Origin of the sequence: Allobosea sp. RAF48 (genome assembly GCF_052114025.1) — a bacterium.
Classification (GTDB): domain Bacteria; phylum Pseudomonadota; class Alphaproteobacteria; order Rhizobiales; family Beijerinckiaceae; genus Allobosea.
The window spans coordinates 100,512-120,721 of sequence record NZ_JBFRDZ010000016.1 but is presented as its reverse complement, the minus strand read 5'-3'; the positions used below and the strand labels follow the sequence as shown (position 1 = coordinate 120,721).

Sequence of the window (20,210 nt, the reverse complement as noted above, 5' to 3'; positions counted from 1 at the left end):
TTGAACTTCTCGATGCACCGCGCTGGCGGCGCCTTGCTTGCTAACCTCCGCGCCCCGGCCTGATCCGCGGCAGGGCGTGCCGCAGCAGGGGCGGGAGGTCCTCCGGACGGGCGGCGAAGGCGGCGAGGAAGTCCCCGCGCATGCGCCCGGTCCAGAACTGGTTGATGTGATCGGCCACGGAGGCGGCGGCCTCCTCCTCCGGATAGGCCTTGAAGAAATCGGCGATCTGCCCCGCCATGCGCCGGAGCTTCGCGATGTTCTCGTCGTGGGGCTCGCCGGGGGTGTCTTCTGTGCTCAGGCCGGCCTCCATCATCGGGCGACAGTCTCGCGCTCGGGCGCGAGGGCGCCGGTGAAGACGATGCAGCCGTCGCGGCGTGCCACCGCTGCCAGCGTCAGGCCGAGATGCCGGGCACGCTCGATCGCGAGCGAGGTCGGTGCGGAGATCGCGACCAGCGTGCCGGCGCCGAAGATCGCGGCCTTCTCGACCATCTCGAAGGAGGCACGGCTGGTGACGAGCAGGAAGCCGTCGCTGGCATCGGCCCCGGCGCGCAGGCGAGCGCCGATCAGCTTGTCGAGCGCGTTGTGGCGGCCGACATCCTCGCGCACCGCGATGACGTTGCCGGAGGCATCGCACCAGGCGGCGGCATGGACGGCGCGGGTGAGCTGGTTCAGCGGCTGGTGTTTGTCGAGCGCTGCGAGTGCGGCCTCGATCGCCGAGCCGGGCACGGCGCGCGCCGCCCGCCTCGCCGCATCGGCCATCGGGATCTCCTCGATGGTCTCGACGCCGCAGAGCCCGCAGGACGTCCGCCCCGAAAGGTTGCGCCGCCGTGCCAGATGCTCGCGGAAGCGGCCGGGCGCCAGCTCGACGGTGACGATCACGCCCTCGTCCTTCGGCTCGACGGCGATGCCGCGGATCTCGTCCGCGCCGCGCACGATGCCCTCGGTCAGGCTGAAGCCGGTGACGAAATCCTCGAGGTCCGACGGGCTCGCCATCATCACCGCATAGGGCATGTTGCCGTAGACGATGTTGATGGGCGTCTCGACCGCGACCTCGATCTCGCGCGCGCCTTCGCGCGCCGCGCCGAAGCGCAGCGGCTCGGCCTTGACGGCGGCCGAGGCCGGCGGCTGGGCGGGCGGGTTATTCCGCGGCATCGGGCAGGCGCTCCGCGATCCGGCGCAGGGTCACGTCTTCCTCGAAATTCTTCTCCTGCCAGGCCGACCAGGCATTGGTGCGGCGCACCTCGACGGCGGTGACCTTGTATTCCGGGCAGTTCGTCGCCCAGTCCGAGAAGTCGGTGGTGATGACGTTGGCGCCGGTCTTGGCGTGATGGAAGGTGGTGTAGACCACGCCGGGCTGCATGCGCTCCGAGATTTCCGCCCTGAGCGCGATGTCGCCCGAGCGGCTGGCGAGCGCGACGAGATCGCCGTCGCGGATGCCGCGGCTCTCGGCATCGAAGGGGTGGATCTCCAGCACGTCCTCGTCATGCCAGGCGCCGTTCTCGGTGCGCCGGGTCTGCGCGCCGACATTGTATTGCGAGAGGATGCGGCCCGTGGTGAGCAGCAGCGGGAAGCGCGGCCCGGTGCGTTCCTCGGTCGGCACGAACTCGGTGATCATGAACTTGCCCTTGCCGCGCACGAAGCGGTCGACATGCATCAAGGGCGTGCCGGTCGGCGCCTTGTCGTTGCAGGGCCACTGCACGGAGCCGAGCTTCTCCAGCTTGTCGTAGGAGACGCCCGCGAAGCTTGGGGTCAGCCGCGCGATCTCATCCATGATCTCGCCGGGATGGCCATAGGACATCTCGTAGCCGAGCGCGCGGGCCAGCTCGATCGTGACCTGCCATTCGTCCTTGCCGGCGAGCGGTGCCATCACCTGCCGCACGCGGTTGATGCGCCGCTCGGCATTGGTGAAGGTGCCGTCCTTCTCGAGGAAGGAGGCGCCCGGCAGGAAGACATGGGCGTATTTCGCCGTCTCGTTCAGGAAGATGTCCTGGATGACGACGCATTCCATCGCGGCCAGGCCTGCCGTGACATGCTTGGTGTTCGGGTCGGACTGGGCGATGTCCTCGCCCTGCACATAGAGGCCCTTGAAGGTGCCCTCGACCGCTTCGTCGAGCATGTTGGGGATGCGCAGGCCCTGCTCGGCGTCGAGCGGCACGCCCCACATCATCTCGAAGACCTGCCGGGTGGCGTCGTCCGAGACGTGGCGATAGCCGGAGAACTCATGCGGGAACGAGCCCATGTCGCAGGAGCCCTGCACATTGTTCTGCCCGCGCAGCGGATTGATGCCGACGCCGTCGCTGCCGATATTGCCGGTCGCCATGGCCAAATTCGCCATCGCCATCACCGTAGTCGAGCCCTGGCTGTGTTCGGTGACGCCGAGGCCGTAATAGATCGCGCCGTTGCCGCCCGTCGCATAGAGCCGCGCCGCGCCGCGGACGTCGGCTGCCGGCACGCCGGTGTACTGTTCGCTCGCTTCCGGCGAATTTTCCTCGCGGGCGACGAAGCGGGCCCAGTGCTCGAAATCGCCGAGATCGCAGCGCTCGCGCACATAATCCTCGTCGATCAGCCCTTCGGTGACGACGACATGGCTGAGCGCATTGAGCAGCGCGACGTTCGTGCCGGGCTTGAGCGGCAGGTGGTAGTCCGCCTTGATATGCGGCGACTGCACCATGTCGATCCGGCGCGGATCGGCCACGATCAGCCGCGCACCCTGGCGAATGCGCTTCTTCATCCGCGAGGCGAAGACCGGATGGCCGTCGGTCGGGTTGGCGCCGATGACGAGGATGACGTCGGACTTGGCGACCGACTTGAAGTCCTGCGTGCCGGCCGAGGTGCCGAGTGTCGTCCGCAGGCCATAGCCGGTCGGCGAGTGGCAGACGCGGGCGCAGGTATCGACGTTGTTGTTGCGGAAGGCGGCGCGCACCAGCTTCTGGACGAGGAAGACCTCCTCGTTGGTGCAGCGCGACGAGGTGATGGCGCCCACCGATTCACGGCCGTACTTCGCCTGGATGCGCTTGAACTCGGAAGCCGCGTAATTGATCGCCTCTTCCCACGACACTTCGCGCCAGGGATCCGTGATCTTCGTCCGGATCATCGGCTTGGTCATGCGGTCGGTATGGGTGGCATAGCCCCAGGCGAAACGGCCCTTGACGCAGCTATGGCCCTCGTTGGCCTTGCCGTCCTTGTAGGGCACCATGCGGATGACGCGGTCACCCTGCATCTCGGCCTTGAACGAGCAGCCGACGCCGCAATAGGCGCAGGTCGTGACCACGGAATGCTCGGGCTGGCCGTGCTCGATGACCTTGTTCTCGATCAGCGTCGCCGTCGGGCAGGCCTGCACGCAGGCGCCGCAGGAGACGCATTCCGAGCCGAGGAAGTCGGTCGGTCCCGCCGCAACGCGGGACTCGAAGCCCCGGCCCGTGATCGTCAGCGCGAAGGTGCCCTGCACCTCCTCGCAGGCGCGCACGCAGCGATTGCAGACGATGCATTTCGACGGATCGTAGGTGAAGTAGGGGTTCGAGGTGTCCTTCGCGAGCCAGTTCTCGTTGACCGCGCCGTCCTTACCCTCTGCGAAGACGTGGTTCTCGCCCTCGTAGCCGTAGCGCACCTCGCGCAGGCCGACCGCGCCCGCCATGTCCTGCAATTCGCAATCGCCATTGGCCGAGCAGGTCAGGCAGTCCAGCGGATGGTCGGAGATGTAGAGCTCCATCACCCCCTTGCGCAGGCCGGACAGGTTCTCCGACTGGGTGCGCACAATCATACCGTCTTCTGCCGGAGTCGTGCATGACGCGGGCGTGCCGCGCCGTCCCTCGATCTCGACGAGGCAGAGCCGGCAGGAGCCGAAGGGTTCGAGCGAGTCGGTTGCGCAGAGCTTCGGGATTGCGGTGCCCATGCTCATCGCCGCCGCCATCACGGAGGTCCCGGCCGGGACAGTGACGCTCTGGCCGTCGATAGTCAGCGTCACCGTTTGCTCGGAGAGCCGGATCGGTGTGCCGTAGTCGATTTCCTTGATCAGGCTCATCGTGGCCTCCTCACTCGGCCGCCAGCGCAAGTTTTTGCAACGGACTGGGAGGACGGTCGAAATCCTCGGGGAAATGGTTGAGCGCGCTCAGGACCGGCATGGGGGTGAGCCCGCCCATGGCGCAGAGCGAGGCGTCGGTCATCAGCTTCGAGAGGTCGCGCAGCACGGCGATGTTCTTCGGAACCTCCGCGCCGGCGATGATGCGGTCCATCACCTCGACGCCGCGTGTCGCCCCGATCCGGCAGGGCGTGCACTTGCCGCAGCTTTCCTTGGCGCAGAAGGCGAAGGCGAAGCGCGCCTGCCGGGCCATGTCGACGCTGTCGTCGAACACCACGATGCCGCCATGGCCGAGCATGGCGCGCATGCTCGCCAGCGCCTCGTAATCCATCTGCACGTCGAGCTGTTCGGCCGTGAGATAGGCGCCGAGCGGGCCGCCGACCTGCACGGCGCGGATCGGCCGCCCCGAGAGCGTGCCGCCGCCCATCTCCTCGATGATCTCGCGCAGGCTGATGCCGAAGGCGAGCTCGATCAGCCCGCCGCGTTTGACGTTGCCGCCAAGCTGCACCGGCAGCGTGCCGCGCGAGCGGCCCATGCCGTAATCGGCATAGGCCTGCGCGCCATGCGCCAGAATCCAGGGCACCGCGGCGAAGGAGAGCACGTTGTTGACGACGGTCGGCTTGCCGAAGAGACCTTGCAAAGCCGGTAGCGGCGGCTTGGCGCGGACGATGGCGCGCTTGCCTTCCAGGCTTTCCAGCAGCGAGGTCTCTTCGCCGCAGATATAGGCGCCGGCACCGAGCCGGACCTCGAGATGGAAAGCGCGGCCCGAGCCCATCACCGAGGCGCCGATCAGTCCGGCCGCCTCCGCCTTGAGGATCGCGCGCTGCAGCGTGCGATGGGCATGCGGGTATTCCGAGCGCAGATAGAGGTAGCCGCGCGTCGCACCGACCGCGACCGCCGCGATCGCCATGCCCTCGATGGTGAGATAGGGGTCGCCCTCGAACAGCATGCGGTCGGCGAAGGTGCCGCTGTCGCCCTCGTCGGCGTTGCAGACGATGTATTTCTGCTCCGCCTTGGCATCGTGGACGGTCTTCCACTTGATCCCGGTCGGAAAGCCTGCGCCGCCGCGGCCGCGCAGGCCGGAAGCCTTCACCGCCTCGACGATCTCGCCGCCGGTCAGGCCGAGCGCCTTCTCCAGCCCCTTGAACCCGCCATGGGCGCGGTAATCGGCGATCGAGAGCGGATCGATGACGCCGACGCGCTCGAAGGTGAGCCGCTGCTGGCGTTTCATCCAGTCGAGCTCTTCGGTCTTGCCGAGGCTCAAGCGGTGCGCGCCACCCGAGATGAAGCCGGCATCGAAGAGCGAGGGCACATCCTGAGCCGCGACCGGCCCATAGGCGATCCGGCCTTCAGCCGTCTCGACCTCGACCAGCGGCTCCAGCCAGAGCATGCCGCGCGAGCCGTTGCGGACGATCTCGACGGCGAGGCCGCGTGCTGCCGCTTCGCCCGCGACGGCCTGTGCGACGGCCTCCGCGCCGACCGACAGGGCGGCCGCGTCGACGGGGGTGAAGATGCGAACAGGGGCGGCGCTCATGACCGCGCCTTTCCGTGCTGGCAGAGCCCGGCCACGCGGGCTGCGTCGATGCGCCCCATCAGTTCGCCGTCGACCAGGGCGGAGGGGCCGAGCGCGCAATTGCCCAGACAGTACACCGTTTCGACCAGCGCGTCGCCGGAAGGTCCACCGTCGACGACGATGCCGTGCTCGGCGGCGAGCTCGGCGACGACCTTTTCGCAGCCGAGCGACTGGCAGGCTTCCGCCCGGCAGAGCTTGATCACGCGGGGAGGCTGCGGCGCGGTCTTGAAGTCGTGATAGAAGGAGATCGCGCCATAGACCTCGGCGCGCGACAGGTTCAGTGCCTCCGCGATCAGCGGCACGGCCTGCGGGTCGACATAGCCGAACTCGTCCTGCAGGGCATGCAGCATCGGAAGCGTGGCGCCTTCCAGGTGCGCCAGGCCGGCAATGAGCGTGCGCGCGTTGTCCTGATCCCAGGCCGGATAACCCGCCATCTTTCCTCCATCGGCCCGGTTCGCCGGGCGCCTCTTGTCGGAAAAGGTGGGGTATCCTGGAATGATTTCAAATCGTTTGTTTCAACTGCATGATAGTTTTCGACTATCAAAATCGCGCGGTTACCGGGCTCGGCGGCCAGGTGAGCCAAGTCGGCGGTCCGAAAATTTCGCAATCAGGCCATTTTGCGCCGCACAATGCTGCGCCGCTTCTACGACGATAGGCGAAGGCTATCGCACGATGGGCCGGCGCGGCAGCCGCGCATCGGTCACCGGTTTCGTCATCATCAGCAGGTTGCGCGCGAGCGGGGCGACGGGCTGCCGGTCGGCGACGATCAGGCCGATGGTGCGCTGCGCCTCGGGCTCGACCAGCGACAGCGCCCTGGTGCCGAGCGGGATGCCGAAGAACTCCAGAAGCTGCAGCGAGACGATGCTGGCGACGCCCTGGATGCCGGCATGGGAGCACAGGTTGAAGATCGAGTTGGTCTCGATCATCGGCCGCGGCGCGGTGCCGACCGAACGGAAGATGCCGTCGATGATGCGCCGGTTCTGCATGTCGCCGGTGAGCAGGCAGAGCTTGTGCTCGGCGGCTTCCGCCCAGCTGATGGTGTTGCGCGTGCCCAGGGGGCCGTCCTCGCGCGTCAGCAGCACATAGGATTCCTGATAGATCGGCTTCGAGATCACCCGGTCGAGCGGCTCGTTGTCGAGATAGGTCAGCCCGACATCGAGCTCGAAATTGTCGATGCCCTCCTGGATCTCCTGCGAGGTCAGCGACAGCACGGTGAGAGACACAGCCGGATAGCGGTCCGAGAACGGCGCGGTGATATGGGCGATCATCGGCAATGCGGTCGGGATCGCGCCGAGTCTGATCCTGCCGGAGACGCCTTCGCGCAGCTCCGCGATCGAATCCTTCATGACCTCGGCTTCGGCCAGGATGCGCCGGGCGTGGGCGAGCACGACCTCGCCCTCCTTGGTGAAGCCCTGGAAGCGCCGCCCGCGCTCGACGATCATCACGCCGAGTTCTTCCTCCAGCTGCACGATCGCGGCAGAGAGCGTCGGCTGCGAGACATAGCAGGCCTCGGCCGCACGGCGGAAATGCTTCTCGCGGGCAAGCGCATCGAGATAGACCAGCTGGCGAATGATCATGGCGTCGCTTCAGGAACGGCTGATGTCGCCGCGGCCGCCGAGCATCGGCATAGCGCGCAGCCGTTGCAAGCGCAGCGGTTGCAACTGTGCAAACAGGTTGTTGCTGCCGGGGCAACGCTGCAAGAATTGCGTGGAGGCAATCTCGATCCTAACTCCCTCAGGCCGGGATGGCCGGCAAGCAACAGGTCGCGTCGCGGCCTCGGGATGATCATGGCACAGGAACTGGAATTCGGGCTCGACACCTTCGGCGACGTCACCAACGGGGCGGACGGCAAGCCGCTGCCGCATGCTCAGGTGATCCGCAATCTCGTCGAGGAAGCCATCCTGGCTGATAGCGTCGGCATTGATTTCATCGGCGTCGGCGAGCATCACCGCGCCGATTTCGCCGTGTCGTCGCCGGAAACGGTGCTGGCCGGCATGGCCACGCGCACCAGCCGGATCAAGCTGGGTTCGGCGGTCACCGTGCTGAGCTCGGACGACCCGATCCGCGTCTTCCAGCGCTTTTCGACGGTGGATGCGCTCTCGAACGGGCGCGCCGAGGTCATTCTGGGTCGCGGCTCCTTCACCGAATCCTTCCCGCTCTTCGGCTTCGACCTGCGCGACTATGAAAAGCTCTTCGAGGAGAAGCTCGATCTCTTCGCCGCGCTGCTGCCGCAGCAGCCGGTGAGCTGGCAGGGCTCGATCCGCCCGCCGCTCAAGGACCAGCTCGTCTACCCGCCGGTCGAGAATGGACCGCTCAAGACCTGGATCGGCGTCGGCGGTAGTCCGGAATCGGTGGTGCGCGCGGCGCGCTACGATCTGCCGATGATGCTTGCCATCATCGGCGGCGATCCGCTGCGCTTCAAACCCTATGTCGATCTCTACCACCGCGCCTATACCCAGATCGGCAAGCCGGTGAAGCCGATCGGCGTGCATTCCCCGGGTTATGTTGCGGCGACCGACGAGCAGGCCAAGGAGGAGTTCTTCCCGGCCTTCAAGGCGAACCGTGACCGCATCGGCGCCGAGCGCGGCTGGCCGCCGATGACCCGCGAGGACTTCGAGCAGGAGGTTGCACGCGGTTCGCTCTATCTCGGCTCGCCCGAGACGGTGGCGCGCAAGATCACTGCCACCGCCAAGGGGCTCGGCATCGCCCGCTTCCAGCTCAAATACAGCGCCGGCCCGCTGGCGCATGAGAAGGCGATGGAGTGCATCCGGCTCTATGGCGAGAAGGTCGTGCCGCTGGTCCGGGAGATGCTGGGGTAGGGTCAACCTCGACCGCGTCGTCATGGTCGGGCTTGTCCCGACCATCCACGTCTTCGCTGGTCTAAGGACGTGTTCGAGACGTGGATGCTCGCCACAAGGGCGAGCATGACGGGGAAGGCCGTCATTCTCGGGCGAAGCGAAGCGCAGACCCGAGAATCTCAGGCAGGATGAGGCTAAAGTAGCTCGTTCCGGCAAGAGATGCTCGGGTCAGGCCCGAGCATGACGGCGCATCACCCGGCCACCTTCAGCGGATCGACCGACAGCGTCCGCTTCAGCGCCCTCAAGCCGAAGGTCGTCCGCGTCTGGCGCACGCCCGGAATGCGATAGATCGTTCCGCGCAGGAAGCGCTCGTAATGGTCGGTACCGCTGACCACGACCTTGGCGAGGTAGTCGTACTCGCCCGTCACGAGATGCGCCTCGACCACCTCCGGCGCCCGGCTCAGCGCCTCGCCGCACTGGTCGAGCACCTGATCGTCATGCTTGTCGAGCGTGATCTCGACGAAGACGATGTTGTTGTAGCCGAGCGCCTTGTGGTCGAGCAGGGCGACATATCTCTCGATCGCGCCCGACTCCTCCAGCCGCTTCACCCGCGTCCAGCAGGGGGAGGGTGACAGTCCCACCTTTTCGGCGAGCGCCTGCGTGGTCAGCCGCCCGTCATCCCGCAGTGCAGCGAGAATCTTGCGATCGATGAGATCGAGAGCAGGACCGTTCTGGCTCTTTTTGTTCATCGGGAGATCATTCCGAGGTTTATCGATTGGGCAGAAGTATCTTCTGTCTGATTTCGCGCGCGCCGGCAAATTCGGAATGAACCTCCGCGGCTGCAACGCTAGCGTTGGTTGCAAGGGGAACGATCGCCTCCCGGCTGTGCGTCCTGCCGCATCACGGAAGAGCGCCACAGGCGCTTGCGGGATGCGTGCGAAGGCGGAATGCTGGAGCGACAGGGATGGAGGCGCTCATGAGCAGCGACAAGGCCGGCAGCGCGCCGGCAGCGACCCAGCCACTGCAGTTTCATGTCCCCAGGCCGGCGAGTCGTCCTGGCGAGAAGCCCGATTTCTCCCATGTCGTGATCCCGAAGGCGGGCTCGGTCGCGCGGCCGCCTGTCGATGTCGACCCGAAGGATATCCGCGACCTCGCCTATTCGATCATCCGCGTGCTCGATCGCGAGGGCGAGGCGGTCGGCCCCTGGGTGCCCGATCTCTCGCATGAGGACCTGATCCGGGGCCTTCGCCACATGATGACGCTGCGCACCTTCGACGGGCGCATGCAGATGGCGCAGCGACAGGGCAAGACCTCGTTCTACATGCAGCACACCGGTGAGGAGGCTGTGAGCTGCGCCTTCCGCATCGCGCTCCAGCCCGGCGACATGAACTTCCCGACCTATCGCCAGGCCGGCCTGCTGATCGCGCACGACTATCCGCTCGTCGACATGATGTGCCAGATCTACTCGAACGAGCGCGACCCGATGAAGGGCCGGCAATTGCCGGTGATGTACTCCTCCAAGGAGCACGGCTTCTTCTCGATCTCGGGCAACCTCGCGACGCAATATGTCCAGGCGGTCGGCTGGGCGATGGCCTCGGCGATCAAGAACGATACCCGCATCGCTGCCGCCTGGATCGGCGATGGCTCGACGGCGGAATCGGATTTCCACGCCGCGCTGGTCTTCGCCTCGACCTACAAGGCCCCCGTCGTCCTCAACGTCGTCAACAACCAGTGGGCGATCTCGACCTTTCAGGGCATCGCCCGTGGCGGCTCCGGGACCTTCGCGGCGAGGGGCCTCGGCTTCGGCATTCCGGCGCTGCGCGTCGACGGCAACGATTACCTTGCGGTCTACGCCGTGGCGCAATGGGCGGTCGAGCGTGCCCGCCGCAATCTCGGGCCGACGCTTGTCGAATACGTCACCTATCGCGCCGGCGCCCATTCCACCTCGGACGACCCCTCCGCCTATCGCCCCAAGCACGAATCCGACGACTGGCCGCTGGGCGATCCGCTGATCCGGCTGAAGCAGCACCTGATCGCGGTCGGCGCCTGGTCGGAGGAGCGCCACAAGCAGGCGGAGGCGGAAATTCTCGCGACGGTCATCGCCGCGCAGAAGGAGGCCGAGAGCTTCGGCACGCTGCATTCCGGCGGCAAGCCCTCGGCGCGCGACATCTTCGAGGATGTCTATGCGGAGCTGCCGCCGCATCTGCGCCGCCAGCGCCAGCAGATCGGAGTCTGACGCGATGGCACGCATGACGATGATCGAGGCGATCCGCTCCGCCATGGACGTCTCCATGGGGCGCGACGACGATGTCGTGGTCTTCGGCGAGGATGTCGGCTTCTTCGGCGGCGTCTTCCGCTGCACCCACGGGCTGCAGCAGAAATACGGCGTCTCGCGCTGCTTCGACGCGCCGATCAGCGAGGCCGGCATCGTTGGCACCGCGATCGGCATGGCGGCCTATGGCCTTCGCCCTTGCGTCGAGATCCAGTTCGCCGACTACATGTATCCGGCCTACGATCAGATCGTCTCGGAAGCCGCGCGCCTGCGCTACCGTTCCGCCGGCGATTTCACCTGCCCGATGGTGATCCGCATGCCGACCGGCGGGGGCATCTTCGGCGGCCAGACCCATAGCCAGAGCCCGGAAGCGCTCTTCACCCATGTCTCCGGCCTGAAGACGATCGTCCCGTCCAACCCCTATGACGCCAAGGGCCTGCTGATCGCGGCGATCGAGGACCCTGACCCGGTGATCTTCCTGGAGCCGAAGCGGCTCTATAACGGCCCCTTCGACGGCCACCACGACCGCCCGGTCACGGCCTGGTCGAAGCATGAGCTCTCCGAGGTGCCGGAAGGCCATTACACCGTGCCGCTCGGCAAGGCGGTGACACGGCGCGAGGGCAGCGCCGTCACGATTATCGCCTACGGGACGATGGTGCATGTCGCGCTGGCGGCAGCCGAGGAGACCGGCATCGATGCTGAGGTCATCGACCTGCGCACGCTGGTCCCGCTCGATCTGGAGGCGATCGTTGCCTCGGTCGGGAAGACCGGCCGCTGCATCGTGCTGCACGAGGCGACGCTGACCTCGGGCTTCGGCGGCGAACTCGTCGCGCTGGTGCAGGAGCATTGCTTCTACCATCTGGAGGCGCCCGTGATGCGCGTCACCGGCTGGGACACGCCTTATCCGCATGCGCAGGAATGGGACTACTTCCCCGGCCCCGCCCGCCTCGGACAGGCGCTGCGCGACATCATGGAGGCACGCTGATGGGCGAGCGCATCATCAAGCTGCCGGATGTCGGCGAAGGCATCGCCGAGGCGGAACTCGTCGAGTGGCACGTCAAGGTCGGCGACATCGTTCGCGAGGACGACCTGCTCGCCGCCGTGATGACCGACAAGGCGACGGTCGAGATTCCCTCGCCGGTCGAGGGCGAGGTGACCTGGGTCGGCGCCGAGGTCGGCGACACCGTCGCGATCGGCTCGGCCATCGTGAAGCTGAAGGTGGCGGGCGCTGAAGGCGCGGTGGCTGAAGAGCCTGCCGAAAACGCGCCTGCCGAGAAGCCGGCCGCCGCGCCGCCGCCCAAGGCCGAAAAGCCTGCGGCGCCTGCCGCTCCCGCCAAGCTGGCTGTGCCGCCCCCGCCGCCACCGAAGCTCGCACATGCCAGCGCCGCTCCCGCTCAGCGCCGGGCACCGGGCGAGAAGCCGCTGGCTTCGCCGGCAGTGCGCCTCAAGGCGCGCGAGGCCGGGGTTGATCTGCGCCAGGTCCAGGGCACCGGCCCGGCCGGCCGCGTCACCCATGAGGACATCGACGCCTTCCTGCTGCGCGGGCCGGAGCCGGTCCGTGGCGGCGGGCTCGTCGAGCAGAATGCCGTCACCGACGTCAAGGTCGTCGGCCTGCGCCGCCGCATCGCCGAGAAGATGGCGCTGTCGAAGTCGCGCATTCCGCACATCACCATCGTCGAGGAGGTCAACGTCTCGCCGCTGGAGGACCTGCGCGCGACCCTGAACAGGAAGCCGACGCCGGAGCGGCCGAAGCTGACGATGCTGCCCTTCCTGATGCGCGCCATGGTCAAGGCGCTGGCCGAGCAGCCCGCGCTGAACGCGCTCTATGACGACGATGCCGGGATCGTGCGCCAGCATGCGGCGATCAATATCGGCATCGCGACGCAGACCCCCACAGGCCTCGTCGTTCCGGTGGTGAAGCATGCCGAGGCGCGCGACCTCTGGGGTTGCGGCATCGAGCTCAACCGCCTGGCCGAGCGCGCCCGCGACGGAACCGCGACGCGCGACGAACTCACCGGCTCGACCATCACCATCACCTCGCTCGGCGCGCTCGGCGGCATCGCCACGACGCCGGTGATCAATTACCCGGAGGTCGCCATCGTGGGCGTCAACAAGATGGTCGTGCGCCCGGTCTGGGACGGCACCACCTTCGTGCCGCGCAAGATGATGAACCTCTCCTCCAGCTTCGACCACCGCGTGATCGACGGCTGGGACGCCGCCGTTTTCGTGCAGCGGCTGAAGGAGCTGCTGGAGAACCCGGCCACGCTCTTCGTGGATCTGTGACGTGATGAGGATCGCCATCGAGCGCGACGCGGTTACCCGTCATTGCGAGGAGCGAAGCGACGAAGCAATCCAGGGGGGCTTGGCGGAACGCTTCAGCCCAATCCCCCTGGATTGCTTCGCTTCGCTCGCAATGACGGGCGCTAGTTGGGACGACCGTGAAAGCCTGGGCCACGGAGGCCGCGCATGACCGAGATCACCTGCAAGCTCCTCGTCATCGGCGCCGGGCCCGGCGGCTATGTCTGCGCCACCCGCGCCGGCCAGCTCGGCATCGACACCGTCATCGTCGAGAGCACCAAGCTCGGCGGCAGCTGCCTCAACGTCGGCTGCATCCCCTCCAAGGCGATGATCCATGTCGCCGAGGAGTTCGAGAAGCTGGCGGAGGCCGCTGCCGGCAAGACGCCCTTCGGCCTGACCGCCGCGGAGCCGAGGCTCGACCTGAAGCAGGCGGTGGCCTGGAAGGACGGCATCGTCCAGCGCCTCAACAACGGCGTCGCTGCCCTGTTGCGCAAGGCCAAGGTCAAGATCGTCCATGGCAAGGCCCGCTTCCGCGACGGCAAGACGGTCGTGGTCGAGACCGAGACCGGCCCGAAGACGATCCAGGCCGAGGCGATCGTCATTGCCACGGGTTCCGCCCCGGTCGAACTGCCGTTTCTGTCCTTCGGCGGCAACGTCATCTCCTCGACCGGCGCGCTGGCGCTGACGGAGGTTCCCAAGCGCCTCGTCGTGGTCGGCGGCGGCTATATCGGGCTGGAGCTCGGCACCGCCTTCGCCCGGATGGGCAGCAGGGTCACTGTGGTGGAGGCTCAGGAGCGCATCCTGCCGCTCTACGACACCGACCTCACCGGCCCGGTCTCGAAGCGCCTGACCGCGCTCGGCGTCGAGGTGCTGACGGGTGCCAAGGCGCTCGGGCTCACGGCGCAAGGCGACGGCCTGCGTATCGAGACCGCCGATGGCACCGAGCGCAGCCTGCCGGCCGACAAGATCCTGGTGACGGTCGGCCGCAAGCCGGTCACCGACGATCTCGGCCTCGAAAACCTCGTCCTCGACATGGACGGCCGCTTCATCCGCATCGGCGAGCGCTGCGAGACGGCGATGCGAGGCATCTACGCCATCGGCGATGTCACCGGCGAACCGATGCTGGCGCATCGCGCGATGGCGCAGGGCGAGATGGTGGCGGAGATCGTCGCCGGCCTGCCGCGCGCCTGGGACAAGCGCTGCATCCCGGCGATCTGCTTCACCGACCCCGAAATCGTCTCGGTAGGCCTTTCGCCCGAGGAGGCGAAGCGCGCCGGCCATGAGCTGAAGATTGGGCAGTTTCCGTTCCAGGCGAACGGTCGGGCGATGACCCGCCATGGCGAGGCCGGCTTCGTGCGCGTCGTCGCGCAGGCCGGCAGCGATCTCGTGCTCGGCATCCAGGCGGTGGGGCAGGGCGTCTCGGAGCTTTCGGCCGCCTTCGGGCTCGCCATAGAGATGGGCGCCACGCTGCAGGACATCGCCGGCACGATCCACGCCCATCCGACGCTTGGCGAGGCCTTCCCGGAGGCCGCGATGAAGGCGCTCGGCCACGCGCTGCATATTTGAGACTGGTTGGCGCAGCGCTCTCCCAATAGGCACAAGTCATCACCGCCGGAGCGCCTCCGCCGTCATGCTCGGGCTTGACCCGAGCATCTCCTGCCGGAGGAGGCTCCTGTGTCTCATTTGCCAGGGATTCTCGGGTCAAGCCCGAGAATGACGCTCTTTATTGGCCTCGGCCTCCGGAACTCTGCATTGACGCGAAGAGCCGGGATGACCCGCATTTGGTTGGACAGGAAGCCCCACTGCTCCCGCGACTGATCCGCGCAGGCAGTCAGCTATGACGCATACAATCTTGACATTGTCTTTGTCTGGAATGATCTGAGGGGCGATGCCGATCGAACGGCGCCGCCCCGAGGAGAACTTTCATGTCCGGCGAGCACTGGCCGCCACTCTCTCCGCTCCAGACCGGCTTGCGCGGCCGCTGCCCGCGCTGCGGGCAGGGCAAGATGTTCGAAAGCTTTCTGAAGCTGAAGCCGAAATGCGAGGTCTGCGGGCTGGATTACTCCTTCGCCGACCCGGCCGACGGCCCGGCCTTCTTCGTGATGATGTTCGTCTGCATCCCGGCCGCGGCTTTTCCGCTCTGGTTGGAGCTGACCTACAACCCGCCGACCTGGGTGCATCTCGTCACGACGCTGCCATTGATCCTGTTGACCTGCATTCCACCGCTTCAGCCATTGAAAGGCTGGCTCGTCGCCTCGCAGTTCTTCCACAAGGCCGAGGAAGGCCGGCTCGCCCGCCCGACGCCGCAGGACAAGCCCGCAGCTTCCAGCTGACGAGGCAGGCATGTTCGGCGCCCCGCTTACGCGTCTCCGCGGATCAGCCCGGCGAGGAGATTGAGCGCCTCGGCCAGTCGCGCCCGCTCGGGGATCGCGCCGAGTGCGATCCGGATCGCATCCGGCGCCGTGCCGCCCGTGCTGAACGCATCGGCAGCCATCACGCCGAGCCCGGCGAGGCGGGCGCGCTCGATCAGGCTGTTGCGTTCCCAGTGCGCGGGCAGGGGTTGCCAGACATGCAGCGCATGCGGATGGCCCTGCATCGTCTCCGGCAGGATCTCTCTCGCCAGCAGTTGCCGCTCGGCCGCCTCGCGCCGCACGCCATCCAGCAGATCCCTTGCCGCGCCGATCCTGATCCAATGGGCGGCGAGCGCCGTCATCAATGGCGCGGGCATCAGTGCCGTCGCGCGCAGGGCGGCGAGGAACGGCGCGCCGTCAGCTCCCTCCGGCATGATGATGAAGGCCGTGCGCAGGCCGGGCGTCAGCACCTTCGACAAGGTCGCGACATGCCAGGTCCGCTCCGGCGCCAGAGCCGCCAGCGGCGGCGGGGCATCTCCGGCGAGCGGGCTGTAGGGGTCGTCCTCGATCAGGATGAGGTCGCGCCGACGGGCGACGGCGACGAGATCAAGCCGGCGTTGCGCGGACAGGGTGATGCAGGTCGGATTCTGCAGCGTCGGCGTGAGGGCGAACAGCCGGGCCCCATGGCGGACAGCAGCCTCGTCGAGCGCGTCCGGCAGCGGGCCATCCGCGTCGCCAGCCACAGGCACCATGGAGAGAGCACGCTGCCGCGCCGCGCCAATCAGGCCGGGATAGGCGAGAGGTTCCGTCAGGATCGTGTCGCCGGGCCGGGCCAGCAGTGAGAGCAGCGCGTTGAGCCCGGCCTGGGCGCCCGGCACCACCGCGATGCGCTGCGGCGGAATTGCACCCATCAGCGGCGAGAGCCAGGCCGCTCCGGCAGCGCGCTCGGCCAGCGAGCCGGCCCCGCCATGATAGTTCATCAGCTGGTCGGCATCGCTGCGCGCCAGGATCTCGGTGATGCCGCGCTGCATCAACTCGCCCAGCCGCAAGCCTTTAGGCGCCGGCGGAATGGTCATGCTGAGGTCGAGCGGTGGCCCTTCCTGCTCCCGCCGCGCCGAGATGAAGGAGCCGCGCCCCGTCACGGCGTCGATCAGGCCGCGCTCGCGAGCCTCGCCGAAGGCACGCGTCACGGTGGTGAGATCGACCGCGAGATGTTCTGCGAGGCGGCGCTGCGGCGGCAGCCGGTCGCCCGGCCTGAGCAGCCCGTCGGCAACCGCCCGTTCGAGCTGCGCGACGATCTGGAGGTAGCGCGGCCCCGCCGCCGGGTCGAGCCGGCCGACCCAGTGGAGCGCTTCGTCACTATCGGCCATCGCCAAGTTGGTTTCCATACATTCGGTGGATTGTAGGCATCGCATAACGCGGTCGGGTCCTTCGCGCCAGTGGTATGCTGCTGGCGCCATCGGTTCTCGCCGAGATGCCAGTGGTGGCGGGTGGGCTCTCCTGTAAAAGGGCGATCTCAGCCGGGACCGGAGACAGGGAATGGCACGCCTGCGCCTCGATGCGCTCGACCGCAAGATCATCGCGGAATTGCAGATCAACTCGCGCCTTTCGGTGCAGGACCTCGCCCAGCGCATCGGGCTGTCGGCCTCGCCCTGCGCGCGCCGCATCCGCATGCTTGAGGAAGCCGGCGTCATCCAGGGCTACGCGGCGATCATCGACCAGACCAAGGTCGGGCTGCCGATCAGCGTCTTCGTCTCGATCAGGCTGGAGCGTCAGCGCGAGGATGAACTCGACCGCTTCTCGCAGGCCGTGGCGCGCTGGCCCGAGGTCGTCGACTGCTACCTGATGACCGGCCAGCGCGACTATCTCCTGCGCATCGTCGTGCGCGACCTGCCGGCCTATGAGCGCTTCCTGAAGGACAAGCTCACCCGCCTCGACGGCGTCGCCTCGATCGAGTCGAGCTTCGCGCTCGGGCAGGTGAAGCGCTCCAGCGCGCTGCCGATCGCGGCGGTGGCGGAGGAGGATTGAACCGTGCCGTCATTCTCGGGCGCCGCGCAGAGGCGACCCGAGAATCTCAGGACGGGAGGGCTCTGGTTGCTGCGAGTGCCGTCTTCGCCGTCATTGCGAGCGCAGCGAAGCAATCCAGGGGACGGGGTGAGGCGTTCGGCCCTGCCGCCCCTGGATTGCTTCGTCGCTTTGCTTCTCGCAACGACGATGGAGGGCGATCTACCGCTCCGCCGAAGCCGCCCAGATGTTGATGCCGCCATCGACGGCGTGGCTGTCGATGGCCGCCAGCTCCTCGGGCGTGAACTCCGGGTTCTTCAGCGCTGCGACGCAGTCCGTCACCTGCTCCGGCCGGCTTGCGCCGATCAGCGCCGAGGTGACGCGCCCGCCGCGCAGCACCCAGGCGATCGCCATCTGCGCGAGGCTCTGGCCGCGCGCTTGGGCGATCTCGTTCAGCGCCGCGATATGCCTGATGTTGTCGTCGCTGAGGAAGCCGTCGCGGAAGGAGGGCGCCTTCTTGTCGGCGCGGCTGCCGGCCGGCACGCCCTTGAGGTACTTGTCGGTCAGCATGCCCTGTGCCAGCGGCGAGAACACGATCGAGCCGATGCCCTCGGCATCGAGCGTGTCGAGCAGCCCGTCCTGCTCGATCCAGCGGTTGAGCATCGAATAGCTGGGCTGATGGATCAGGCAGGGTGTGCCGAGCCGGCGCAGGATCGCGACCGCCTCTTGCGTGCGCTTCGAGTTATAGGAGGAGAGGCCGACATAGAGCGCCTTGCCCTGGCGGACGATGGCGTCGAGCGCGCCCATCGTCTCCTCCAGCGGCGTGTTCGGGTCGAAGCGGTGCGAATAGAAGATATCGACATAGTCGAGCTTCATCCGCTTCAGGCTCTGGTCGAGGCTGGAGATCAGGTATTTGCGGCTGCCCCATTCGCCATAGGGACCGGGCCACATCCGGTAGCCGGCCTTGGTCGAGATCACCAACTCGTCGCGATAGCCCGCGAAGTCCTGGGCGAGGATCTCGCCGAAGGCGGTCTCGGCCGAGCCGGGCGGGGGGCCGTAATTATTGGCGAGGTCGAAATGGGTGATGCCGAGGTCGAAGGCGGTGCGGCAGATCTCGCGCATGTTCGCGTGGCTGCCGGTCTCGCCGAAATTCTGCCAGAGACCGAGCGAGAGCGCCGGCAGCTGCAATCCACTGCGGCCGCAGCGGTTGTAGCGCATCGCGTCATAGCGGTTCGGATTGACCATGGCTGAGGCCTCTCAATCGATTGAAATGGAGCATAAAATGAAGGCCCGGTGGCTTTGCGTCCACCGGGCCTCGTTGTCTATCGTATCGTTAGGCGATCAGGCCGCGGCGTAGCCGACCGTGCCCTTGATCTCGAGGAACTCCTCGAGGCCGAAATCGGCGTATTCGCGGCCGTTGCCGGACTGCTTGTAGCCGCCGAACGGAGCGCCTGCGTCCCAGGCCGGATAGTTGATATAGACATTGCCCGCGCGCATCTGCGAGGCGACCTTGCGGGCGCGATCCTGCGAGCCCGACTGGACATAGGCCGCAAGGCCATAGGGCGTGTCGTTGGCGCGCTCGACCACCTCGTCATCGCTCTTGTAGGGCAGGATCGAGAGCACCGGGCCGAAGATCTCCTCGCGGGCGATCGTCATCTCGTCGGTGACGCCGCCGAACACGGTCGGGCGGACATAGTAGCCGCGGTTCAGCCCCTCGGGCCGGCCAGGGCCGCCGGCGACGAGCGTCGCACCTTCCTTGATGCCGGCCTCGATCAGGCGCTGCACCTTCTCGTACTGCACCTCGCTGACGACGGGGCCGAGGAAGACGCCGTCCGCCGAGGGAGCACCGACCTTGAGCGGCTCGGCGACCTGCTTGGCGATGGCGAGCGCCTCCTCATGCAGCTTCTCCGGCACGAACATCCGGGTCGGCGCATTGCAGGACTGGCCGGAGTTGCGCATCACGCTCTCGACGCCGAGCTTCACCGACTTCTTCAAATCGGCATCGTCGAGGATGATGTTGGCCGACTTGCCGCCGAGCTCCTGATGCACGCGCTTCACCGTATCCGCCGCCGCCTTGGCGACGAGGATGCCGGCGCGGGTCGAGCCGGTGAAGGAGACCATGTCGACGCCCGGATGGCGCGAGATGGCTTCGCCGACCGTCGGGCCGTCGCCGTTGACGAGGTTGAACACGCCCTTCGGCACGCCGGCCTCGTCCATGGCTTCCGCGAAGATCAGCGCGTTGAGCGGTGCGATCTCGGAAGGCTTCAGCACCATGGTGCAGCCGGCCGCGAGCGCAGGCGCGACCTTGCACATGATCTGGTTGAGCGGCCAGTTCCACGGCGTGATCATGCCGACGACGCCGATCGGCTCCTTGGCGATCAGGGTCGAGCCGCGCAGCTCCTCGAACTCGAAGTTCTCGAGCGTCTCGATCATCTTGGCGAGATGCGCGGTGCCCATCGCGGCCTGTGCCCGGTGCGCCAGCTCCTTCGGCGCGCCCATCTCGCGCGACAGGATGTCGGCGATGGCGTCATAGCGCTTCTTGTAGGCCTCGGCGAGGCGGCGCATCAGCGCGAGGCGCTCGGCCTTGGAGGTCTTCGCGAAGGCGGGGAAGGCGGCGCGGGCGGCGGCGACGGCCTTGTCGACATCGGCCTGCTCGCCGAGCGCGATGGTGGCGAAGACTTCCTCGTTCGACGGGTCGACCACGCCCAGCGTGCGGCTGCCGGACGGCTTCACCCACTGGCCGTCGATGTAGAATTCGAGCTCATGCGCCATGTCTGGTCTCCTGCCTCGTCTGGCTCAAAGCAAGGACAACCGGCCGAAAAACGGCCGGCGGTCC

Annotated in this window: 17 protein-coding genes; 7 read left to right on the top strand and 10 right to left on the bottom strand. The window is 67.2% G+C overall.

Annotation, left to right across the window (positions count from 1 at the left end; genetic code table 11):
* Positions 1 to 40 precede the first annotated feature (40 nt).
* The 6 genes from AB4Z10_RS25005 to AB4Z10_RS24980 all read right to left on the bottom strand — a co-directional run bounded on the left by AB4Z10_RS25005 (position 41) and on the right by AB4Z10_RS24980 (position 7,228).
* Positions 41 to 313, bottom strand: coding sequence for a formate dehydrogenase subunit delta (locus tag AB4Z10_RS25005; RefSeq protein WP_441473109.1), 273 nt, complete (start codon positions 311 to 313; stop codon positions 41 to 43).
* On the bottom strand, positions 310 to 1,152 hold the full coding sequence (gene fdhD, locus AB4Z10_RS25000) for a formate dehydrogenase accessory sulfurtransferase FdhD (RefSeq protein WP_441473108.1): 843 nt from the start codon (positions 1,150 to 1,152) through the stop codon (positions 310 to 312). Before fdhD ends, AB4Z10_RS25005 begins: the two co-directional genes overlap by 4 nt.
* Positions 1,139 to 4,021: a formate dehydrogenase subunit alpha gene (fdhF, locus tag AB4Z10_RS24995; protein WP_441473107.1), complete on the bottom strand. Its 2,883-nt coding sequence runs from the start codon at positions 4,019 to 4,021 to the stop codon at positions 1,139 to 1,141. Before fdhF ends, fdhD begins: the two co-directional genes overlap by 14 nt.
* A 10-nt stretch (positions 4,022 to 4,031) precedes the next feature.
* Positions 4,032 to 5,612 (bottom strand): formate dehydrogenase beta subunit, encoded by a 1,581-nt coding sequence (locus AB4Z10_RS24990; RefSeq protein ID WP_441473106.1) that lies wholly within the window; start codon positions 5,610 to 5,612, stop codon positions 4,032 to 4,034.
* Positions 5,609 to 6,085 (bottom strand): NAD(P)H-dependent oxidoreductase subunit E, encoded by a 477-nt coding sequence (locus AB4Z10_RS24985; RefSeq protein WP_441473105.1) that lies wholly within the window; start codon positions 6,083 to 6,085, stop codon positions 5,609 to 5,611. Before AB4Z10_RS24985 ends, AB4Z10_RS24990 begins: the two co-directional genes overlap by 4 nt.
* Before the next feature lie 228 nt (positions 6,086 to 6,313).
* Positions 6,314 to 7,228 (bottom strand): LysR family transcriptional regulator, encoded by a 915-nt coding sequence (locus AB4Z10_RS24980; RefSeq protein WP_441473104.1) that lies wholly within the window; start codon positions 7,226 to 7,228, stop codon positions 6,314 to 6,316.
* A gap of 210 nt (positions 7,229 to 7,438) precedes the next feature.
* On the opposite strand from AB4Z10_RS24980, the gene AB4Z10_RS24975 reads away from it, so the two are divergent.
* Entirely contained in the window at positions 7,439 to 8,470 is a 1,032-nt protein-coding gene (locus AB4Z10_RS24975) for an LLM class flavin-dependent oxidoreductase (protein WP_441473103.1), read from the top strand.
* Between the two features lie 230 nt (positions 8,471 to 8,700).
* Here the strand turns inward: AB4Z10_RS24975 and AB4Z10_RS24970 are convergent, their stop codons facing one another.
* The gene (locus tag AB4Z10_RS24970; RefSeq protein ID WP_441473102.1) at positions 8,701 to 9,198 is read right to left on the bottom strand and encodes an Lrp/AsnC family transcriptional regulator; all 498 of its coding nucleotides are present in this window, start codon (positions 9,196 to 9,198) and stop codon (positions 8,701 to 8,703) included.
* 227 nt (positions 9,199 to 9,425) lie between these two features.
* On the opposite strand from AB4Z10_RS24970, the gene AB4Z10_RS24965 reads away from it, so the two are divergent.
* From AB4Z10_RS24965 to AB4Z10_RS24945, 5 genes are all read left to right on the top strand, one after another.
* A complete protein-coding gene (locus tag AB4Z10_RS24965; RefSeq protein ID WP_441473101.1) occupies positions 9,426 to 10,685 on the top strand; it encodes a thiamine pyrophosphate-dependent enzyme in 1,260 nt (419 codons plus the stop codon).
* Positions 10,686 to 10,689: 4 nt separating this feature from the next.
* Positions 10,690 to 11,706 (top strand): alpha-ketoacid dehydrogenase subunit beta, encoded by a 1,017-nt coding sequence (locus tag AB4Z10_RS24960; protein ID WP_441473100.1) that lies wholly within the window; start codon positions 10,690 to 10,692, stop codon positions 11,704 to 11,706.
* The gene (locus tag AB4Z10_RS24955; RefSeq protein WP_441473099.1) at positions 11,706 to 13,004 is read left to right on the top strand and encodes a dihydrolipoamide acetyltransferase family protein; all 1,299 of its coding nucleotides are present in this window, start codon (positions 11,706 to 11,708) and stop codon (positions 13,002 to 13,004) included. Before AB4Z10_RS24960 ends, AB4Z10_RS24955 begins: the two co-directional genes overlap by 1 nt.
* A gap of 183 nt (positions 13,005 to 13,187) precedes the next feature.
* Positions 13,188 to 14,585 (top strand): dihydrolipoyl dehydrogenase, encoded by a 1,398-nt coding sequence (gene lpdA / locus AB4Z10_RS24950; RefSeq protein WP_441473098.1) that lies wholly within the window; start codon positions 13,188 to 13,190, stop codon positions 14,583 to 14,585.
* Positions 14,586 to 14,944: 359 nt separating this feature from the next.
* Positions 14,945 to 15,352 (top strand): DUF983 domain-containing protein, encoded by a 408-nt coding sequence (locus tag AB4Z10_RS24945; protein WP_441473097.1) that lies wholly within the window; start codon positions 14,945 to 14,947, stop codon positions 15,350 to 15,352.
* A gap of 26 nt (positions 15,353 to 15,378) precedes the next feature.
* Here the strand turns inward: AB4Z10_RS24945 and AB4Z10_RS24940 are convergent, their stop codons facing one another.
* Complete coding sequence (locus AB4Z10_RS24940) at positions 15,379 to 16,740, bottom strand: aminotransferase-like domain-containing protein (RefSeq protein ID WP_441473096.1); 1,362 nt, start codon at positions 16,738 to 16,740, stop codon at positions 15,379 to 15,381.
* A 169-nt stretch (positions 16,741 to 16,909) separates the two neighbouring features.
* Here AB4Z10_RS24940 and AB4Z10_RS24935 point away from each other — a divergent pair, with 169 nt between their 5' ends.
* The gene (locus tag AB4Z10_RS24935; RefSeq protein ID WP_441473095.1) at positions 16,910 to 17,398 is read left to right on the top strand and encodes an Lrp/AsnC family transcriptional regulator; all 489 of its coding nucleotides are present in this window, start codon (positions 16,910 to 16,912) and stop codon (positions 17,396 to 17,398) included.
* Between the two features lie 198 nt (positions 17,399 to 17,596).
* Here AB4Z10_RS24935 and mgrA read toward each other — a convergent pair whose 3' ends face one another.
* Together mgrA and AB4Z10_RS24925 are read right to left on the bottom strand one after the other, a co-directional pair.
* Positions 17,597 to 18,619 (bottom strand): L-glyceraldehyde 3-phosphate reductase, encoded by a 1,023-nt coding sequence (mgrA, locus tag AB4Z10_RS24930; protein WP_441473094.1) that lies wholly within the window; start codon positions 18,617 to 18,619, stop codon positions 17,597 to 17,599.
* 96 nt (positions 18,620 to 18,715) lie between these two features.
* Positions 18,716 to 20,146 (bottom strand): aldehyde dehydrogenase family protein, encoded by a 1,431-nt coding sequence (locus tag AB4Z10_RS24925; protein WP_441473093.1) that lies wholly within the window; start codon positions 20,144 to 20,146, stop codon positions 18,716 to 18,718.
* Positions 20,147 to 20,210: the final 64 nt, after the last annotated feature.